Origin of the sequence: Leifsonia sp. McL0618 (assembly GCF_049994905.1) — a bacterium.
Lineage (GTDB): Bacteria > Actinomycetota > Actinomycetes > Actinomycetales > Microbacteriaceae > Diaminobutyricibacter.
Window position 1 is genome coordinate 3,379,709 of record NZ_CP188258.1, and the last position, 19,372, is coordinate 3,399,080.

16 protein-coding genes are annotated in these 19,372 nt (G+C 66.7%); 4 read left to right on the plus strand and 12 right to left on the minus strand.

All coding sequences use genetic code 11. The annotated features are described in order from the left end of the window. The first annotated feature begins 25 nt into the window (after positions 1-25). Complete coding sequence (locus ACPPVQ_RS16370; protein ID WP_426516199.1) at positions 26-823, plus strand: oxygenase MpaB family protein; 798 nt, start codon at positions 26-28, stop codon at positions 821-823. Between the two features lie 74 nt (positions 824-897). On the opposite strand, the gene ACPPVQ_RS16375 is transcribed toward ACPPVQ_RS16370, so the two are convergent. Continuing rightward, on the minus strand, positions 898-3,342 hold the full coding sequence (locus tag ACPPVQ_RS16375) for an ATP-dependent helicase (protein ID WP_426516200.1): 2,445 nt from the start codon (positions 3,340-3,342) through the stop codon (positions 898-900). Positions 3,343-3,424: 82 nt separating this feature from the next. Further along, entirely contained in the window at positions 3,425-4,456 is a 1,032-nt protein-coding gene (locus tag ACPPVQ_RS16380; RefSeq protein ID WP_426516201.1) for a glycerophosphodiester phosphodiesterase family protein, read from the minus strand. A gap of 62 nt (positions 4,457-4,518) precedes the next feature. On the opposite strand from ACPPVQ_RS16380, the gene ACPPVQ_RS16385 reads away from it, so the two are divergent. Continuing rightward, a complete protein-coding gene (locus ACPPVQ_RS16385; RefSeq protein ID WP_426516202.1) occupies positions 4,519-5,082 on the plus strand; it encodes a hypothetical protein in 564 nt (187 codons plus the stop codon). Positions 5,083-5,140: 58 nt separating this feature from the next. Next, on the plus strand, positions 5,141-5,944 hold the full coding sequence (locus ACPPVQ_RS16390; RefSeq protein ID WP_426516203.1) for a Bax inhibitor-1/YccA family protein: 804 nt from the start codon (positions 5,141-5,143) through the stop codon (positions 5,942-5,944). Positions 5,945-6,001: 57 nt separating this feature from the next. On the opposite strand, the gene guaA is transcribed toward ACPPVQ_RS16390, so the two are convergent. The 7 genes from guaA to ACPPVQ_RS16425 are packed head-to-tail and all read right to left on the minus strand — an operon-like array spanning position 6,002 to position 13,777. Then, positions 6,002-7,588 (minus strand): glutamine-hydrolyzing GMP synthase, encoded by a 1,587-nt coding sequence (gene guaA / locus ACPPVQ_RS16395; protein ID WP_426516204.1) that lies wholly within the window; start codon positions 7,586-7,588, stop codon positions 6,002-6,004. A gap of 22 nt (positions 7,589-7,610) precedes the next feature. Continuing rightward, on the minus strand, positions 7,611-8,069 hold the full coding sequence (locus ACPPVQ_RS16400; RefSeq protein ID WP_426516205.1) for a DUF3817 domain-containing protein: 459 nt from the start codon (positions 8,067-8,069) through the stop codon (positions 7,611-7,613). A gap of 4 nt (positions 8,070-8,073) precedes the next feature. Beyond that, positions 8,074-8,937 (minus strand): SURF1 family cytochrome oxidase biogenesis protein, encoded by an 864-nt coding sequence (locus ACPPVQ_RS16405; RefSeq protein WP_426516206.1) that lies wholly within the window; start codon positions 8,935-8,937, stop codon positions 8,074-8,076. Continuing rightward, positions 8,934-10,286, minus strand: coding sequence for a cation:proton antiporter (locus tag ACPPVQ_RS16410; protein WP_426516207.1), 1,353 nt, complete (start codon positions 10,284-10,286; stop codon positions 8,934-8,936). The genes ACPPVQ_RS16405 and ACPPVQ_RS16410 overlap by 4 nt, the downstream gene beginning before the upstream one ends. 4 nt (positions 10,287-10,290) lie before the next feature. Beyond that, positions 10,291-10,827 carry a cation:proton antiporter regulatory subunit gene (locus tag ACPPVQ_RS16415; protein WP_426516208.1) on the minus strand — a complete coding sequence of 179 codons (537 nt, stop codon included), beginning with the start codon at positions 10,825-10,827 and terminating at the stop codon, positions 10,291-10,293. A gap of 58 nt (positions 10,828-10,885) precedes the next feature. Beyond that, on the minus strand, positions 10,886-12,625 hold the full coding sequence (locus ACPPVQ_RS16420) for a glycerol-3-phosphate dehydrogenase/oxidase (protein ID WP_426516209.1): 1,740 nt from the start codon (positions 12,623-12,625) through the stop codon (positions 10,886-10,888). A 33-nt stretch (positions 12,626-12,658) separates the two neighbouring features. Then, positions 12,659-13,777, minus strand: a complete 1,119-nt coding sequence (locus ACPPVQ_RS16425; protein ID WP_426521296.1) for a GuaB3 family IMP dehydrogenase-related protein — start codon at positions 13,775-13,777, stop codon at positions 12,659-12,661. A gap of 121 nt (positions 13,778-13,898) precedes the next feature. Here ACPPVQ_RS16425 and ACPPVQ_RS16430 point away from each other — a divergent pair, with 121 nt between their 5' ends. Further along, a complete protein-coding gene (locus tag ACPPVQ_RS16430) occupies positions 13,899-15,083 on the plus strand; it encodes a MalY/PatB family protein (RefSeq protein ID WP_426516210.1) in 1,185 nt (394 codons plus the stop codon). On the opposite strand, the gene ACPPVQ_RS16435 is transcribed toward ACPPVQ_RS16430, so the two are convergent. The 3 genes from ACPPVQ_RS16435 to rarD all read right to left on the minus strand — a co-directional run bounded on the left by ACPPVQ_RS16435 (position 15,080) and on the right by rarD (position 19,329). Continuing rightward, complete coding sequence (locus ACPPVQ_RS16435) at positions 15,080-16,768, minus strand: ABC-F family ATP-binding cassette domain-containing protein (RefSeq protein WP_426516211.1); 1,689 nt, start codon at positions 16,766-16,768, stop codon at positions 15,080-15,082. The genes ACPPVQ_RS16430 and ACPPVQ_RS16435 overlap by 4 nt on opposite strands. Before the next feature lie 85 nt (positions 16,769-16,853). Further along, on the minus strand, positions 16,854-18,356 hold the full coding sequence (gene guaB / locus ACPPVQ_RS16440) for an IMP dehydrogenase (protein ID WP_426516212.1): 1,503 nt from the start codon (positions 18,354-18,356) through the stop codon (positions 16,854-16,856). A 70-nt stretch (positions 18,357-18,426) separates the two neighbouring features. After that, positions 18,427-19,329 carry an EamA family transporter RarD gene (gene rarD, locus ACPPVQ_RS16445; RefSeq protein WP_426521298.1) on the minus strand — a complete coding sequence of 301 codons (903 nt, stop codon included), beginning with the start codon at positions 19,327-19,329 and terminating at the stop codon, positions 18,427-18,429. Positions 19,330-19,372: the final 43 nt, after the last annotated feature.

The window sequence follows — 19,372 nt, forward strand, 5'->3', positions numbered from 1 at the left end:
CCGCACCACCGGAGGGAGGTGTGATGTGGGCAGACCACTCGGAGCGCGCGACGTCGGCGCCGAAGCGGTACTCGTCGCAGGCGGCGGCCGCGCGATCCTGCTCCAGATCGCACACCCTGCGGTGGGTCGCGGTGTCGTCGACCACAGTGACTTCGCCACCGACCCGCTCCGGCGCCTTCGCGCGACCCTCACGTTCGCCTACGCAGCGGTCTACGGCTCACCAGCGGACATCTCCGCGGTGCAGCGCGCGGTGAACCAGGCCCACGCACCCGTCCGGGCTGTCGATCCTTCCGAAGACGGCCCCGCCTACAACGCGTTCGATCCCGAGCTGCAGCTCTGGGTCGCTGCCACGCTCTACGACTCCGCGGTGACGATGTACGAGCACATTTTCGGCCCGCTCGATGCCGAATCGGCCGACCGCGTCTACGCGGAGTACTCGGTCCTCGGCACGGCACTCCAGGTTCCCTCAGGGCTCTGGCCTTCAGACCGGGTTGCGTTCGCTGAATACTGGGCGACGACCGTCCCGACCCTCAAGGTCACCGCGGCCACACGTGCCGTCGCCTACCAGCTGCTGCACTCCCGCAACCTGCCGCTCTGGCTGAGATCGGTGATGCCGGTCGCCAGGCTTGTGACGGCCGGCCTTCTGCCGACCCCGCTGCGGGTCGACTTCGGCTTGCCGTGGAACCGAGGTCGGCAGCGACGGTTCGACCGGCTGATGCGGCTGACGGCCGTCGTCTACCCACGCCTGCCCGGCTGGATTCGGCACCGACCGCGCAACATCCTGCTCGGTCGGCTCCGCCGGTCGATCCAGGCGGGTGCCTGACGCGACCGACTCCGGCGGTCGATCCCCGCGGATTCCTGACGCGACCGACGTTCGGTCCGTCACGGACGAACCGCTCAGATCTTCTCGATCGGCGCGATCTTGATCAAGAGCTTCTTCGTTCCCGCCTTGTCGAACTGAACGTGAGCGACACGTTTGGTGCCCTCGCCCGTCACGGCCGTGACCCGGCCGTCGCCGAAGTCTGTATGGCGAATGCGGTCACCAGCGGTCAGTTCGAGGTCACCGTTGTCGCGGACGGTCGCCGTGATCCGATTGGGCCATTCCACCTTCGGCCGATCGAGCGCCGGGGCCGAGAAGTTCCGCTGCCCCGTCTCCTCCCCCCACCGCGAACCAGGGCGGCGGGCATTCAGCGCACGCGGCTGGGTGCCGCCGCGGCTCGTCGCCGCGCCGGGTGACTGCTTCCAGTCGATCAACTCGGCGGGGATCTCCTGGAGATAACGGCTGGGCATCGCGACCGCGGTCTCGCCGAACTGCGCGCGCGTCATTGCGAGCGAAAGGAAAAGCCGCTTCTTCGCACGGGTGATCCCGACATAGAACAGCCGCCGCTCCTCGGCAGGGCCACCCGGTTCGCCGGCGGACATGCGATGGGGCAGCAGGTCTTCTTCGACGCCGGTCAGGAAGACGGCGTCATACTCGAGACCCTTCGCCGTGTGCAGGGTCATCAGCGAGACGGTTCCGCTCGAGTCGTCGATCTCATCGGCCGCCGCGACCAGGGAGACCTCGGTCAGAAAGTCGATGAGGCCGCCGTCGGGGTTGTTGCGCGCGAACTCCTTCGTCACCGCGACGAGTTCCTCGACGTTCTCGGCCCGTGCTTCGTCCTGAGGGTCGCGGCTCGAACGCAAGGCTTCGAGGTAGCCGCTCTTGTCGAGCAGGAACGTCAGCACATCTGCGACCGGAGACGCCCCCGCGGGCGCGGTCGGATCGGACATGGTCGTTGCCTCGTCAAGCAGCGCCGACAACTGCAGGATCGCGTTGGTGACCTTCGGCCCGAGTCCGAGCGAAGCGGCGTCACGCATCGCATCCCGGAACGTTATGCCGTTGTCGCCCGCGTAGCTCGCCAGTTGCGTCTCGGTGGCCGGCCCGATCCCGCGCTTCGGAGTATTCAGGATGCGCCGCAATGCGAGCATGTCGTCAGGGTTCGCGACCGCGATGAGGTAGGCCATCGAGTCCTTGATCTCGGCCCGCTCATAGAACTTGGTGCCGCCCATGATGCGATACGGGAGCGCTGAACGGATGAAGATCTCTTCGAGGGCACGCGTCTGGGCGTTCGTGCGATAGAACACGGCGATGTCACGGTAGGCCATGCCGTTCGCATGCAGCTTCTCGATCTCGTCGGCTACGAACTGGGCCTCGTCGTGTCCGGAGTAGCCCGTGAACCCGACGATCTTCTCGCCGTCGCCGACGGCCGTCCACAGTTTCTTGTCTTTGCGGTCGAAGTTGTTCGCGATGACCGAGTTCGCTGCGCTGAGGATGTTCTGGGTCGAACGATAGTTCTGCTCGAGGAGCACGACCTTCGCACCGGGGAAGTCGCGCTCGAACTCGACGATGTTGCGGATGTCCGCCCCACGGAACGCATAGATGGACTGGTCGGAGTCGCCGACGACCGTCAGCGACGCACCCGGCACGACGCCCACCGCATCCTGCAACGACCGCACGTGCAGGCCCTGCTGCTCCAGGTCGTCGGCGATCGCGGGAGCAATGGGCATCGTGAGCTCACGGATCAGGCTGTACTGCGCATGGTTGGTGTCCTGGTACTCGTCGACGAGGATGTGGCGGAACCGCCGCTGGTAAAGGGCGGCCACCCGCGGGAAGGCACGGAACAGGAAGACGGTCTCGCTGATCAGGTCATCGAAGTCGAAAGCGTTCGCCGACCGGAGCGCCCGGGTGTACTGCCGGAAGATCTCGAGGAACATCACCTCCTGCGGGTCGCTGAGGTTCGCCGAGCGCGCGTAGGTCTCGATGTCGGAGAGCTCGTTCTTGAGCTTGGAGATCTTGCCGGCGACCCCGGCGACGGTGAAGCCGAGCGTGTCGGCGTCGAGCTCTTTGACGATCCGCTTGATGAGCGCCCGCGTATCGCCCGAGTCGTAGATGGTGAAGTTCTGCGTCTTGCCGATCGACTCGGCCTCGCGACGGAGGATCCGCACACAGGCGGAGTGGAAGGTCGAGATCCACATGCCGTCGGCACTGTTGCCGAGCAGCGCCTGCACCCGCTCGCGCATCTCGGATGCGGCCTTGTTCGTGAAGGTGATCGCGAGGATCTGGCTCGGCCACGCCTCGCGGCGGTCGATGAGGCTCGCAATGCGGCGCGTGAGCACGCTCGTCTTGCCGGAGCCCGCTCCGGCGACGATCAGCAGCGCTGCTCCCCGATACTCCACTGCCTCGCGTTGCTGTGGGTTCAGACCGGCCAGGAGCGCGTCGTCCGCCGACGGCGCAGACCGCCCGTCGAGGATGATGGGGGCTGCGGAAGCGGCGGAAGGTTCCGAATCGAAAAGGCTCGTCATGTCTCTGACGATTTTAGTCGCCACCACCGTCAGCCGAGGCCGGCCGGACGCGCCGCTCCGTCGCGATCAGCCCGCGTCGCGATCAGCCGCCATCGCGAACGGCGACGGCGAGGTCGGGCTGGTCGGCGAATACCCCGTCGACGCCCGAACGCATGATCAGCGAGAAGTCCGTGCGCCAGTCACCCCACGCCGAGTCCGACTCTCCGCGACGGAACGCCTGCGGAAGAAAGTGGTTCTCGGGCCGCAGTGTCCAGCAGAACACCCGCAGACCGGCAGAGTGGGCCGTGTCCACGAGCTCCGACGTCGGGTCGCCGTCGTCATCCACCTGCTCGGGGGTGAGCACGAGCGAGTGATCGACACTGATGCCCTCCACCCGGTGGGCGGCCTCTGCGGCTCCGAGCGCATAGAGGCCGACAGCCGTGAGGTCCTGGTCGTAGCCGGAGGCCGCAGATCCCTGGCGGGCGACGCGGTCTGCGGGGGCGCCGGATGACTCAACGAGATAGAACCGGCGACCCCGGTAGCCCCGGAGGAAGAGTTTCGCCAGCACGGTCTTCTCGAAGCTCTCGACGATCAGCTCCGGATTGTCACCCCAGCCCGTCTCCGACAGTTCCGCATCGAAGAGTTCGTCGAGCGGAAGGCCCACCGATTCGAAGTATGTGGCGTGCTTGAGCTCGGCGACGATCCCGAGCAGCCTGGCCGCCTCCTCCGATTCCCTGTCGACGATGTCGACGAGATCACGGAACCGCAGGATCGGGTAGCGGCCGTCGAAGCTGGCGCTCGTCTGCCGGAGCGACGGCACCCGCTCCCTGGCCCTGAGGGTCGACAGCTCGGCCCAGGTGAAGTCCTCGGTGAACCATCCCGTGAGCTCGACCCCGTCGATCTCCTTCGTCGCACGCCGGTCGGCGAATTCCGGATGCGCGGCCACGTCGGTCGTGCCGGAGATGTCGTTCTCGTGACGCAGCACCAGGACACCGTCGCGTGTCGCCACCAGGTCGGGCTCCACGGCATCCGCGCCCAGGGCGAACGCGAGCTCGTAGGCTGCCCTCGTGTGCTCGGGCCGGTAGCCCGACGCGCCACGGTGCCCTACCACGAGCGGAGATGAATGCGCACGCATGGACAGATACTAGCTGTGGTGTCCCGGCGCTCCCCTGCTCATCCGAGTGCCAGAATCGTTTCGTGTCCGACTCCGAACCGATGCCGGCCCCGTGGCGTGAACCTGCATCCACGCTGACGCTGCACTGGGGTGCCTATCGGCCGCGCCTCGTCTTCGGCCTGACGGCGATCATGCTCGGCACCGCATGCATCCAGCTGACGAGCGCGTACAGCCTGGTCTTCCTGCTGGTCGGCTCGCTCGTCCAGCCGGCGGGATGGGCGATCCTGCCTGCTCCAATCGGTCGGAGGGTCGCCGTCGTCCTTCCCTCGCTCGGGTTCACGTGGCTCATGCTCGGCGGGGCATCCTTCGCGTGGTGCTTCGTCGTCCCGCTCGCCGCCTGGCTGCTCGTTCGGCTGCGCCCCGCGATCTCCTACGTCGTCCTCGTGCTGCCGATCGCCTGCGGCATCGTGCTCTCCAGCGTGATTCCCGACTACAGCGGCGCCTGGATCTCGTTCACGGTCAGCAGCCTTGTCACCGTGGCGGCGGCCTGGTCAGGCCGCGCGATCGCCGTGTGGTGGTCGGCGCGGCCCCCGCGATCCGTGAGATCACGGCAATCTGTCAGCCCCCATGACGACGGACTCGACTAGATTTGACTACACAGCCGTTCATCGGCCATCCCGGTCCCACGAAGTGAGCAGAGGAATCATGGCACTCGACAATCCCGCGTTCTCGCGGAATCCAGCCTTCTCGTCCGAGACGAAGGCGACGACGCCCCCTGCCCCGAGCGCTGAGACGCTCCAGCAGCTCTATGAGGCACCGTCGGCTTCCTCGCACGACACCGGCCGCATGACGGTCGAAGACACCATCGTCAAGACGGCGATCAGCTTCGTGCTGCTCGTCGCGGGCGGAGCGGTCGGATGGCAGTTCCCGACTCCAGCCGTTTGGGTGCCGGCCGCGCTGATCGGCTTCGCACTCGCGCTCGTCAACATCTTCAAGAAGAAGCCGTCCGCCCCGCTGGTCCTGTCCTATGCGGTCGTCGAAGGCGTCTTCGTCGGCGCGCTGTCGAGCTACTTCGAGCTGCGGTGGCCCGGGATCGTGATCCAGGCCGTCCTGGCGACCGTGGCCGTGATCGCGGTGACCCTGGCGCTCTTCGCGAGCGGCAAGATCCGTGCATCCGCCCGCGCGACCAAGGTCTTCCTTGTCGCGATGGTCGGCTACCTGCTCTTCTCCGTGCTCAACCTCGTGCTGATGTGGACGGGCGCGAACACCAACCCGTTCGGCCTGCGTGGTTCGGTCGAAATCTTCGGCATCCCGCTCGGACTGGTGCTCGGCGTGCTCGTCGTCATCATGGCCGCGTACTCTCTGGTGCTCGACTTCGACTACATCAAGCGGGGGGCGGCCAACCGCCTGCCGCGCGAGTACGGCTGGAGCGGCGCGTTCGGCATCATGGTGACCGTCGTCTGGCTGTACCTGGAACTCCTCCGCATGTTTGCGATCGCGCGAAACTAGCGACCCGTTCGACGAAGAAGGCCGGCGTGGATTCGATCCGCGCCGGCCTTCTTTCGCCTACTCCCACTCGATGGTGCCCGGGGGTTTCGAGGTGACGTCGAGAACGACCCGGTTGACGCCGGCCACCTCGTTGGTAATGCGGTTGGAGATCTTCGCCAGCACGTCGTAGGGCAGCCGTGTCCAGTCGGCGGTCATCGCGTCTTCGCTGGAGACCGGGCGCAGCACGATCGGATGTCCGTACGTGCGGCCGTCTCCCTGTACTCCGACCGAGCGCACATCCGCGAGCAGGACGACCGGGCATTGCCAGATCTCGGTGTCGAGTCCCGCCGCCGTGAGCTCCGCGCGCACGATTGCGTCCGCGTCTCGGAGCAGGTCGAGCCGGTCCCGCGTGACGTCGCCGACGATCCGGATGCCGAGGCCCGGGCCGGGGAACGGCTGGCGTCCCACGATGACTTCGGGCAGCCCGAGCTCGCGCCCGATGGCTCGCACCTCGTCTTTGAACAGCGTGCGCAGGGGTTCGACGAGCTCGAACTGAAGGTCTTCGGGCAGGCCGCCGACGTTGTGGTGGCTCTTGATGTTGGCGGTGCCCGTTCCACCACCTGATTCGACGACGTCAGGGTAGAGCGTGCCCTGAACCAGGAAACGGATGGGGTCGCCATCCGCCGCGGCTTCGGCGACCAGATCGGCTTGCGCCTTTTCGAAGGTGCGGATGAACTCGCGCCCGATGATCTTGCGCTTCGTCTCCGGATCGCTCACCCCGGCGAGAGCATCGAGGAACTGGTCTTCAGCGTCGATCGTCACGAGACGGACCCCGGTCGCCGCCACGTAGTCTTCTTCGACCTGACGACGTTCGTCTTTGCGCAGGAGGCCGTGGTCGACGAACACGCAGACGAGCTGGTCGCCGACTGCCTTGTGCACAAGCGCGGCGGCGACGGCCGAGTCGACGCCACCGGACAGGGCGCAGATCACTTTGCCGCCACCGACCTGGGCGCGAATCGCCGCGACCTGGTCGGCGATGACATTGCCGCTGTTCCAGTCGGCGGGGATCCCCGCTGCGCGGTGGAGGAAGTTCTCGAGAACCCGCTGGCCGTACGCCGAGTGCTTCACCTCGGGGTGCCACTGCACGCCGTAGAGCTTCTTCTCGTCGCTGGCGAAAGCAGCCACTGGCGTCGACGCGGTGGATGCGAGGACGTCGAAGCCCGCTGGGGCTTTGGAGACCGAGTCGCCGTGGCTCATCCACGCCGTCTGCTCTGCGGGCTGGCCCTCGAGCAGGATGCCGGCGTCGCTCACGGTGACGTCGGTCGATCCGTACTCGCGCTGGCCGGTGTGGGCCACCTCGCCACCGAGCGCCGTCGCCATCACCTGGAATCCATAGCAGATGCCGAGCACGGGCACCCCGAGTTCGAGGATCTCGCTGTCGAGCTGCGGAGCGCCCTCTTCGTAGACGCTGGACGGGCCGCCGGAGAGCACGATACCCGACGGGCGCTTCGCGACGACCTCTGCCGCAGTGATGGTGTGCGGAACGATCTCGGAGTAGACGCTCGCCTCCCGCACACGTCGCGCGATCAGCTGCGCGTACTGGGCGCCGAAGTCGACGACGAGCACAGGACCTGTCGGATGAGCGCTGTCTGCGCCGGTGAGCATGTCGGTGAATGCCGCGTCGGTGCTAATGGGATGCCTCCACGAGGTTCGCCTCTTCGGCCTCCCGGCCGGCCAGGTAGGTTCGCACCTGCTTCGTGATGATCGCCTCGACGAAGAAGGACAGGAACGGGATGACACCACCGAGCGCGATCTGCACGAACTTGGCGAAGTTCCAGCGCATCAGGCTCCACAGCCGGAAGTCTGAGAACAGGTAAACGACATACAGCCAGCCATGGGCGATGAGGATGCCCGTGCTGAGGTTGATTCCGTGGGCGACAGGCAGGGTGCCGGTCGGATCCCAGGGAACGAACGCGAGGAAGCCGTAGTCACTGAACGCGTACAGCTCATAGTGGAACCCGTACTTGACGATCATCTCGCTCACCAGGAGGAGCAGCATGATTCCGGTGATGTACGCGAAGACCTGGTAGAACTTCAGCGCCCCGCGGATCTTCGGGAAGTCCTGGGGTTTGGGTGCGAGGGCCATGCGTCTAGTTTACGTTCCTGCTGCCTGCGCTCTCGCCGAGAGCGGTGTGCTGCTCGGCGAGCTGCTGCTCTCGCTCCTCGTCCTCTTTCTCCTTGGCATCTTTCACGAGCCGATACCAGAAGAAGATGGCGAATCCGGCGAAGATGATCCACTCGGCGGCGTAGAACACGTTGAGCCAGTTCAGCGTCTGCTGCTGGATGGGCGGCGGCGAGTCGATCTTGTCGAGCCCGGCGGGAGGCGTGCGCTCCACCACGTACGCCTCGTAGACGTCGACGCCCGTGACGTCCGTCCACAGGTTGTACAGCGCAGCGACCGACATGTCCTTCATCACGGTCGGGTCGCCCTTGGGGTCCGGCAGTTCCGGAGCCTCCGTGGGCAGCAGGCGCCCGACGACCTCCATCGACGTAGCGGGCTCGGCCGCCAGGCGAGCGGCGACCGATTGCGCCGTCGCCTTGTCCGCCGCCCATCCGCGTGCGATGGCCAGCGCAACCGGCTTGCCTGAGGGATCGCTGCTTGTGACCGTGAAGTGAGCCACGACCCACCAGCCGGCGGTCCCGTGATTGAGTCGGCCTTCGAGCAGCTGGTAGTCGGCCGGATTGAACGACCCGGTGAAACGCACGAGCTGACCGGTGGCAACGTCGGTGATCGGCCCTCCGGGCTTCGCCACCTGCGCGAGAGGAAGAACGGTCTCGCTCGGAGAGTCGATGACCTTGCCGGAGTCGATGGCTCGCTCGAGCTGCCACTGCCCGAGCCAGGCGAAGCCTGCCGCGAGCGCGAGGGCGAGCACGAGGGCACCGATCCAGCGCGGGCGCAGCATCATCTGGAACAGCGTCGTCTCGCCGCTGCCTGTCGTGTCGCTAATGGTCAATCCCGCTTCCGGTCCCCGGTGGAGTCCTGCTGTTGCATCGCCTGCTCGATCACGCGATCGACGGCCTGCCTGGTGCCGCTGCCCGTCGTCGATGCCGCATCGAGGTCGGCCGTGGCCGCCTCAACGAGCGCGATCTCTTCGTCGAGCATCGGATCGCGCCTCTGACCCGACCTCTTCTTCGGCGAGCCGGTCCGCAAAATCATCGCACCGATCTTCTCTGAATTAGCTGCGAGCAGCGGGCCGATGATCGCCATGATGAGCACGTAGAGTCCGGCGAACGGCTGGATGCGCGGATCGAGCCCGGCGCTCACCGAAAGCGTCGCGAGGATCAGCGCGAATTCGCCTCTGTTCTGCAGGATCACGGTCGTGTTGATGCCCGCCTGCGGGCCGAGCTTGTTGATCCAGGCGACGAACTGGCCGGCTCCGATGTTCAGCACCAGGGTCATGCCCACCGCAGCGAGCACCGGCACGATCACCGAGGGGAATTTCGCCGGGTCGAGCGCGAGGCCGAAGTTGAGGAAGAAGAACGCGGCGAACACGTCTCGCAGCGGGATGGCGATGTGCTCGATCTTGTTGCGGTACTTCGTCGCGCCCAGCACCAGGCCGATCAGGAACGCGCCGATCGCGTCGGTCACGCCCAGGATCTCGCCGATGCCGGCGAACAGCACGGCAAGGCCGAAGAACAGGATCGTGAAGAGCTCATCGTCTTTCGTGCGGAAGAACCGCGAAACCACGCGTCCACCGAAACGGGCGAGGGTGAACATCACGACGAGGAAGGTGAACGCGATCGCGAGCTTGGCGACGATCGGCCAGAAATCCGTCTCGCCGCTCAGCACGACCGAGACGATGGCGAGGTAGATGGCGATGAAGATGTCCTCGACGACGGTCACGCCGAGGATCATCGGGGTCTCGCGGTTCGCCAGGCGGTTGAGCTCGATCAGGAGCTTCGTGACGATCGCGCTGGAAGACGTAGCGGTCATGCCTGCGATGATCAGGGCTTCCCGCGTGCCCCATCCCACCATGAATCCGAAGATGAGCCCGACACCCATGTTGATGACGATGTAGGAGCCGCCCGAGATGACCAGCTTGCCGAAATTGCCGAAGAACTCGTCCTGGTCGAATTCGAGTCCCAGGTTGAACAGAAGCAGGATCAGCCCGAAGATCGCGATCAGTTCGATGTAGTGCGAGTCGAAGTTGAGCGGGAACCATCCGGTGTGCGGACTCGCCAGCAGCCCGACGATCATGTAGATGGGTATCGCGGGGAGACCCACCAGCTTGCCGAGACGCCCCAGCACGTACGCCACGAGCAGGAGCAGGCCGAGAACGATGAGGTCTTCGCCGAGATGCATCCCGCTACCCCCCGGGCGGTGCGTCGGCGGACTGGGCGGCGCGGGCCGGCAGCTCGCCGGACCGGAAGAACGCGAAGGCCTTCGCGACCTTCTCAGGCGACCCCGCGACGACAAGGGTGTCGCCCGGGAAGACTTTGAAGTCGGGCGCCGGCGCCGGGTTGGCGGACTCGCCGCGCACGACGGCGACGACGGTCAGCCCGACGATGCCACGCTCCCCGGGCGTGCCGAGCTGCTGCCCCGCGATGTGGTCGTCGTAGTCGACGGTGAACCAGTCGATGCTGAGGCCGGGGATCTGGTCGAGGGCCGTGAGCGACTCGGTGATCTGCGTACCGCCGAGGAGCTCCGCGAGCGTGTGCGCTTCGTCTTCACTGAGCCGAAGCGAGACTTTCGTCACGTCTGCGCCGTCCTCGTCATCCGAGAACGTGATCAGGTCGCTGTGGCCGGAGCGGTGCGCAATGACGCCGACCTTGCCGCCGTCGTCGGTGACGAAGGTATGGAGCACACCGACCCCGGGCAGTTTGACCCGTCGAACGTCAACCATGGTACGTCTCCAGAACTTTGGGGGGCTTACGTCAATGTTACCGGAGGCGTTCTTGCCGTCAGGAGCCGACGATGTCGGGGGCCTCCAGCCGGATCGCTTCAGCAGATTCGTCGTCGGGCTGCAGTTGGCTCGCGCGCTCGGCGGCGACCCGCTTCAGGTAGACCTGAACCTCGTGCTCCTCGCGTTCGTCATCCCAGCCCAGGACGCCCGCCATGAGCTTCGCGGCGACGGGCGCCGCGGACACCCCCCGGTCCCAGGCCTCGATGGAGATGCGGGTTCGCCGTGCGAGCACGTCATCTAAATGCAGTGCCGCCTCGTGCGAAGCTGCGTAGACGACCTCCGCGCCTACGTAGTCGTCGGCGCCGGGAAGCGGATCAGCGAGAGACGGATCGGACCGGATCAGGTCGAAGAGATCTTCAGACATCGTCCCGTAGCGATTGAGCAGGTGCTCGATCCTGGCGACGTGAAGGCCGGTCTTCGCTGCGATGCGGCCGCGGGAGTTCCACGCCGCCTGGTAGCCCTCTGCGCCGACCAGGGCGATCTCCTGCGTCGTGCTCTCAGGAATCTTGCCGTCGAGCGCGTCGACTGCCGCGTTGATCGCGTCTTTCGCCATGATGCGATAGGTCGTCCACTTGCCGCCCGCGATGACGACGAGCCCGGGCACCGAATGGGCCACGAGGTGCTCGCGGGAGAGCTTCGACGTCTGCTCCGATTCGCCGGCCAGCAGGGGTCGCAGCCCGGCGTAGACGCCTTCGACGTCTTCCCTCGTCAGCGGCACGCCGACCACGGCGTTCACGTGCTCGAGCAGGTAGTCGATGTCGGCCGCGGTGGCCGCCGGGTGCGCCTTGTCGAGGTGCCAGTCGGTGTCTGTCGTTCCGATCAGCCAGTGTCGGCCCCACGGGATCACGAAGAGCACGCTCTTCTCCGTGCGCAGCAGGAGACCCATCTTGGACTGGAACCGGTCGCGCGGAACCACCAGGTGGATGCCCTTCGAGGCACGCACCTTGAACTGCCCGCGCTCGCCGACCATGGCCTGCGTGTCGTCGGTCCACACGCCGGTCGCATTGACGACCTGCTTGGCGCGGATCTCGAACCGCTCATCGTTCTCGAGGTCGTGGGCCTGGACTCCGACGACACGCTCGCCCACCTTGATGAAGCCTTCCACGCGCACCCGGCTCGCCAGGTGGGCGCCGTAGTGGGCCGCCGTCCTGGCGAGGTTCGCCACATAGCGGGCGTCGTCGACCTGGGCGTCGTAGTAGGTGATGCCGCCGACCAGGGCGTCGGGGGCGAGGCTCGGGATCGCACGCATCACCTGCCGCTTAGAGAGGTGGCGGTGGTGTGGCACTCCGGGCGGCCGCAGACCCGTGTACGAGAAGATGTCGTAGAGCATCATGCCGGCGCCGACGTAAGTTCGCTCGATCACACGCTTCTTCAGGGGATACAGGAACCGCACCGGTTTGACCAGGTGGGGTGCGATGCGCTGCAGCAGGAGGCCGCGCTCGATGAGCGCTTCACGGACGAGCCGGAAGTCGAGCTGTTCGAGGTACCGGATACCGCCGTGGACGAGTTTCGACGATCTGCTCGATGTGCCGGATGCGAAGTCGCGGGCTTCGACGAGCCCCACGTTCAGGCCGCGTGTGACGGCATCCACCGCGCTTCCGGTTCCGACGATTCCGCCGCCGACGACCAGGACGTCGAGTTCGGTTTCTTTCAGGGCACTGATCGCCTCCGCCCGCTCGGCCGGACCGAGCTTCGATGGGCTGGACACTGTCTGGCTGGACTGATCCTCCTTGACCATGTCATTCCCTTCCCCGGCCGGACGGCCGTGTATCTAGTGCGCGCGATACGGCGCGACGACGACTTCGACGCGCTGGAACTCCTTCAGGTCTGAGTACCCGGTGGTCGCCATGGACCGTCGGAGCGCTCCGACGAGGTTTGCCGTGCCCTCCGCGACCGGTGCCGGGCCGTAGAGGATTTCTTCGAGCGGAGCGACCTGGCCGACTTCGACCCGGTTGCCACGCGGAAGCTGTGAGTGGTAGGCCTCGGTACCCCAGTGCAGGCCGCGGCCCGGAGCGTCGGTCGCCCGGGCGAGCGCGGTGCCCAGCATGACCGCATCGGCACCGCAGGCGATCGCCTTGACGATGTCGCCGGACGTACCGAGGCCGCCGTCGGCGATGACGTGCACATAGCGGCCGCCCGACTCGTCCATGTAGTCCCGCCGTGCACCCGCGACGTCGGCGACGGCCGTCGCCATCGGGGCGTGGATGCCGAGGGTCGCGCGGGTCGTGGACGCCGCGCCACCGCCGAAGCCGACGAGCACGCCGGCAGCACCCGTGCGCATGAGGTGGAGTGCCGCCGTGTAGGTGGCGGCGCCGCCGACGACGACCGGGACGTCGAGTTCATAGATGAACTTCTTGAGGTTGAGCGGCTCGACGTTCTTCGAGACGTGCTCTGCCGACACGGTCGTGCCGCGGATCACGAACAGGTCGACACCCGCCTCGACGACGGTCTTGTACAGTTCCTGCGTGCGCTGCGGGGAGAGTGCACCGGCGACGGTGACACCGCCGGCGCGGATCTCGGCGAGCCGGGCGGTCACGAGCTCGGGCTTGATCGGCTCGGAGTAGATCTGCTGCATGCGCGCGGTCGCTTTGTCGGCCGGAAGCTGCCGGATCTCGGCGAGAAGCGGTTCCGGGTCGTCGTAGCGCGTCCAGACCCCCTCGAGGTCGAGCACGCCGAGGCCGCCGAGCTGGCCCATCATGATCGCCGTCGTCGGCGAGACCACGGAGTCCATGGGCGCCGCAAGGAACGGAATGGCGAACTGGTAGGCATCGATCGACCAGGAGACCGAGACGTCCTCGGGGTCTCGGGTGCGTCGGCTGGGCACCACCGCGACGTCGTCGAAGGCGTATACGCGGCGGGCACGCTTGGCGCGCCCGATCTCAATCTCCATGCTCACGGATTCAGTCTATGGCGCGCCCGGGACCGAGGGCCGAGAATCCACAGCCCGGTGGAGTTCCACCGGTCGCGTGTTCCGGATGCGCGCCGACCGGCAGGCACGGCAGAGTTGACGCATGCAGGTTGATGCCGATTCGCTCACCGATCTCCGGGAACGCACCAGTGAGAAATGGCGCGCATTCCCGCCCGACGTTCTTCCGCTCTTCGTCGCAGAGATGGACTATCCCCTGGCGGAGCCGATCTCCGACGCCCTGATCGCGGCGGTGAAACGTTCCGACACCGGCTACATCGGACCGGACGACGGGGCGCAGCGGGCGTTCTGCGCCTTCGCTGAGCGGCACTGGGGCTGGACGGTGCGGTCCGATCACGTCACGACGACGACCGACGTGAGCGTCGTCATCGTCGAAGCGCTCCGGCTGGTGATCCGCCCGGGCGACGGCGTCGTCATCACTCCCCCGGTCTATCCGCCGTTCTTCGACCTCGTCCCCGAAGCGGGAGGGCGTGTCGTCGAGGTGCCGCTGACAGCTGACGGCGGCACCGGTCTGCGCCTCGATCTCGACGGAATCGAACAGGCCTTCGCGGCTGGGGCGCGCGCATTCCTGCTCTGCAATCCGCACAATCCGCTCGGCCTGGTGCACAGCGCCGACGAGCTCCGTGAGGTCGCCGAGCTGGCCGAGCGCTACGACGTCGCGGTGGTGAGCGACGAGATCCACGCCCCGCTGACTCATTCCGACGCGGTGTTCACTCCTTTCCTCGACGTCTCCGAGGCCGCGAGACGCCATGGCATCGCGGCCCACTCGGCGAGCAAGACCTGGAACCTCGCAGGTCTCAAGTGCGCCCTCATGGTCACTGCGCACGAGACGATGGCCGCCCGCGTCTCAACGCTTCCGGTCGAGGTGGCTGAGCGCACGAGCATCTTCGGCCGTATCGCCAACGCGGCCGCGTACGAGCACGGCGGCGAATGGCGCGCCGGCATGCTCGCCTCGGTGGAACGGAGCCGCGCCCTTCTCCTGCGCCTGCTCGGGGAACACCTCCCCGGCGTCGTATGCCGGGGACCGCATGCAAGCTATCTCGCCTGGCTCGACTTCCGTACGGCGGGGTGGGGCGACGACCCGGCGGCGCACGCACTCGCAGCCGCGAAAGTCGCCCTGGTTCCGGGAACGCAATTCGGCAGCCAGGGACGCGGGTTCGCGCGCCTCAATTTCGCGTGCTCTCCCGAGGTTCTCACCGAGGCGATCCAACGACTCGCTTCTGCAGCCAGGGCAGTCCAGACAGAACCGCCCTTCAGCACTGCTTCCTAGCGCTGCCGCTCGACGCGACGCTCGTCCCACACCGGTTCGTCAGAGCCGTAGATCTGTCCGTCGTCCCCGAACACCAGAAAGCGATCGAGACTGCGCGCGAACCACCGATCGTGGGTGACGGCGACCACGGTGCCTTCAAACCGGTCGAGCCCCTCCTCCAGAGCCTCCGCCGAGACGAGGTCGAGGTTGTCCGTCGGCTCATCGAGCAGCAGAAGGGTGGCGCCGGAGAGTTCCAGCAGGAGGATCTGCAGCCTGGCCTGCTGGCCCCCCGAGAGCGACTCGAATCGCTGTTCGCTCGACGACGCGAGCCCGTACCGGTCGAGCGCGCGGCTCGCCGCATCCCTCGCCATTCCTTCGCGTCCACCGTCGCCACGGTGAAGGATGTCGAGCAGTGTTCGACCGACCAGTTCCGGATGCACGTGCGTCTGCGCGAAATACCCCGGAACGACCCGGGCGCCCAGCTTCGCGGTTCCGGTGTGGGCGACCGGTGATCCGAGCTGGTCTGCGGATGCGAGGTGCCCGGACGCCGGGTCCGGGTCGGTCCCGCCCGATGCGAGCAGACGAAGGAAATGCGACTTGCCCGACCCGTTGGAGCCGAGAACTCCGATCCGCTCGCCGAACCAGATCTCGTCGTCGAAGGGCAGCATCAGTCCGGTCAGTTCGAGCTCGACGCAGTCGACGACGTGACGACCCGTGCGTGAACCTGTGAGGCGCATCGACAGGTGCTGTTCCCGCGGGCGCAACTGAGGCGGCCCGGCTTCGACGAACTTCGCAAGGCGGGTCTGGGCCGCGCGGTACTGCGATGCGACATCGTCGTTGTACTTCGCCTTCTCCCTCAGCCGCAGGACAAGGGCCTTGAGCTTTGCGTGTTCCTCGTCCCAGCGACGCCGCAACTCGTCGAGGCGATCCATCCGCTCCTCGCGTGCGCGATGATACGTCGAGAAGCCGCCTCCGTGCGTCCAGGCGGTGTTGCCCGCCGCGCCGAGCTCGAGCGTGATGATCCGGCCGACCGCGTTCGCCAGCAGCTCGCGGTCGTGCGAGACGAGCAGGACGGTCTTGCTGGTCGCCCGGAGCTGCTGTTCCAGCCAGCGTTTGGCCGGCACGTCGAGGTAGTTGTCCGGCTCGTCGAGCAGGAGCACCTGCTCGCGACCACGCAGCAGGCATTCGAGCACGAGCCGTTTCTGCTCGCCTCCCGAGAGGGTCTTCAGTTCCCGGTACCGAGCACGCTCATACGGAACGCCGAGGGCACCCATCGTGCAGTGGTCCCACACCGTCTCCTCGTCGTAACCGCCCGCGTCGGCGTATTCCGCGAGTGCGTCGGCGTAAGCGAGCTGGGTGTCCGTCTCGTCGCGTTCGATGATCGCCAGCTCTGCGGCATCCAAAGCCAGGGCGGCCGCGCGAACCGCATCCGGGGCCACAGAGACCAACAGGTCACGCACGGTGCGGTCGTCACGGGTGTGCCCGACGAACTGGTCCATGACGCCCAGACCGCCGTCGATGCCCACCGTCCCCGCATCCGGTCGGAGATCCCCCCGCACGATGCGCAGCAGAGTCGATTTGCCGGCGCCGTTCGCGCCGATGAGTGCGGAGACGCTGCCCTCGCCGACCCGGAAGGAGACGTCGTCGAGCAGTGGACGCCCATCCGCGAGCGTGTACGTGACTCCGGACACGTCGATGTAACCCATGACAACCTTCAGTCGAGGCGAGCCCCGAAGGACGCCCGCGTCGAACGAGCCTTCCAGATTACGTCACGGGTCGCGCTGGCGCGAGTTACCGCCGGTAGTTCGGCGCTTCGACCACCATCTGGATGTCGTGCGGGTGCGACTCCTTGAGCCCGGCCGCCGTGATGCGGACGAACTTGCCGCGCTCCTTGAGCTCAGGGATCGTGCGGCCGCCCACATAGAACATCGACTGCCGCAGGCCTCCGAGGAGCTGGTAGACGACGGACGAGACAGGCCCGCGATACGGCACCTGGCCCTCGATGCCCTCGGCGATCAGCTGCTCGTCGCTCGGCACATCGGCCTGGAAGTAGCGGTCGCGCGAGTAGGAGGTCTTCTTGCCGCGTGTCTGCAGGGCTCCGAGCGACCCCATACCGCGGTAGTTCTTGAACTGCTTGCCGTTGACGAACACCAGGTCACCCGGGCTCTCGTCGGTTCCGGCGAGGAGAGAACCGAGCATGACGGTCTCGGCTCCGGCGACGAGCGCCTTCGCGATGTCGCCCGAGTACTGCAGCCCACCGTCTGCGATGACCGGCACACCGGCCAGCCGGGCCGCGAGAGAAGCTTCGTAGACCGCAGTGACCTGGGGAACGCCGACGCCGGCGACCACGCGGGTCGTGCAGATCGAGCCGGGTCCGACCCCGACCTTGATCGCGTCGGCGCCCGCGTCGATGAGCGCCTGGGCACCGCTGCGCGTCGCGACGTTGCCGCCGATGATGTCGACGTGCGATGCTGCGCGCTCGCCCTTCAGGCGGCGGATGATGTCGAGCACGCCCGCGCTGTCGCCATTGGCGGTGTCGACGACGATCACGTCGACGCCGGCGTCGATCAGCGTCATCGCCCGCTCCCAGGCGTCGCCGAAGAAGCCGATCGCGGCCCCGACACGCAGCCGGCCCTCGTCGTCCTTGGTCGCGTTGGGGTACTTCTCGCTCTTGTCGAAGTCTTTGACGGTGATGAGCCCGCGGAGGCGGCCGGCCGCATCGACGAGGGGAAGCTTTTCGATCTTGTGCTGCGCGAAGATCGCCACAGCGGAGTCGGGGTCGATGCCTTCGCGCGCTGTGATCAGCGGCTGGCGGGTCATCACGTCGCGCACCAGCGTCGTGCTCTTCTCGAAAGGCGAGACGAAGCGCATGTCACGGTTGGTGATGATGCCGACAAGTGTGCCGTCGCCCTCGACGACGGGCAGGCCGCTGACCCGGAACTGGCCGCAGAGCGCATCCACTTCGGCCACCGTGGCGTCAGGGGTGGTCGTCACCGGGTTCGTGATCATGCCGGACTCGGACCGCTTGACCTTGTCGACGTGTGCCGCCTGGTCTTCGATCGAGAGGTTGCGGTGCAGAATGCCGATGCCGCCCTGGCGCGCCATGGCGACGGCCATGCGCGACTCGGTGACGGTGTCCATGGCCGACGACAGCAGCGGTGCTGACACCATGATCCGTTTGGTCAGGCGAGACGACGTGTCGGCCTCGCTCGGGATGACGTCGGTGTGCCCCGGCAGGAGCATCACGTCGTCGTAGGTCAGTCCGATGAAACCGAAAGGATCCGTCTGATCCATTTCACCCCTTATATGCCGTCGTCGCTGGTAATCCATGTTAACGGCTCGAAGCTGGGGAAATTCCCGGCCCCTAGGTGAGCTCGACAGCCCTCTGCCGCCCGGCGACCACCGCATCCACGGTGAGGATGAGGAGCGCGAGCCAGACGATTCCGAAGCCGACCCAGCGCTCGGGCGGCATCGCCTCGTGCAGGATCACGACGCCGACGAGGAACTGGATGAACGGCGCGAAGTACTGGATGAAGCCCATGTAGATCAGGGGAAGTCGCCGCGAGGCCGCAGCGAAGAACAGGAGGGGGATGGCCGTGATGACTCCGAGGCCCGCCAGCAGGACCGTGTGCCACATGCTGATCGCGCCGAAGGTCAGTCCGGCCGTCGCCGCGACGACGATGAGCTGCACGATCGCGACCGGCGTGAGCCATATCGTCTCGAGCGTCAGGCCGCCGACAGCGTCGACCTGGTTGCCGACGCGCTTCTTGATCAGCCCGTACAGCCCGAATGAGAACGCCAGGATCAGGGCGATCCACGGCAACGAGCCGTAGCCGACGGCCAGCACGATGACGGCGACGATGCTGACGCCGACGGCCACCCACTGCGCAGGACGGAGCTTTTCGCGCTGCACGACGACGCCGAGGAACACGGTCACGATCGGATTGATGAAGTAGCCGAGCGCAGCCTCGACCACGTGCCCGCTGACGGTCGCGAGCACGTAGGTCTGCCAGTTGACGTAGATCAGGGCGCCGGCGAGGCCCATCGTGAGCACGACCCGCCGGTTGCGAACGAGCGCAGAGAACGGCTTCCAGCCCCGCGTGGCCGTCAGCAGGATGGCGCAGAAGACCAGCGAGAAGATCACACGCCAGGCGACGATCTCGAACGCGTTCGCCGGCGCGAGCGCAAGGAAGTAGATCGGAAGGAAGCCCCAGAGCACGTACGCCGAGATCGCGTAGACAAGACCCGAGCGGCGGTGGCTCGTCAGCGGCCTCTCCGTCTCACCTGCTCCGGCCTCGGTGGGAGAGGTC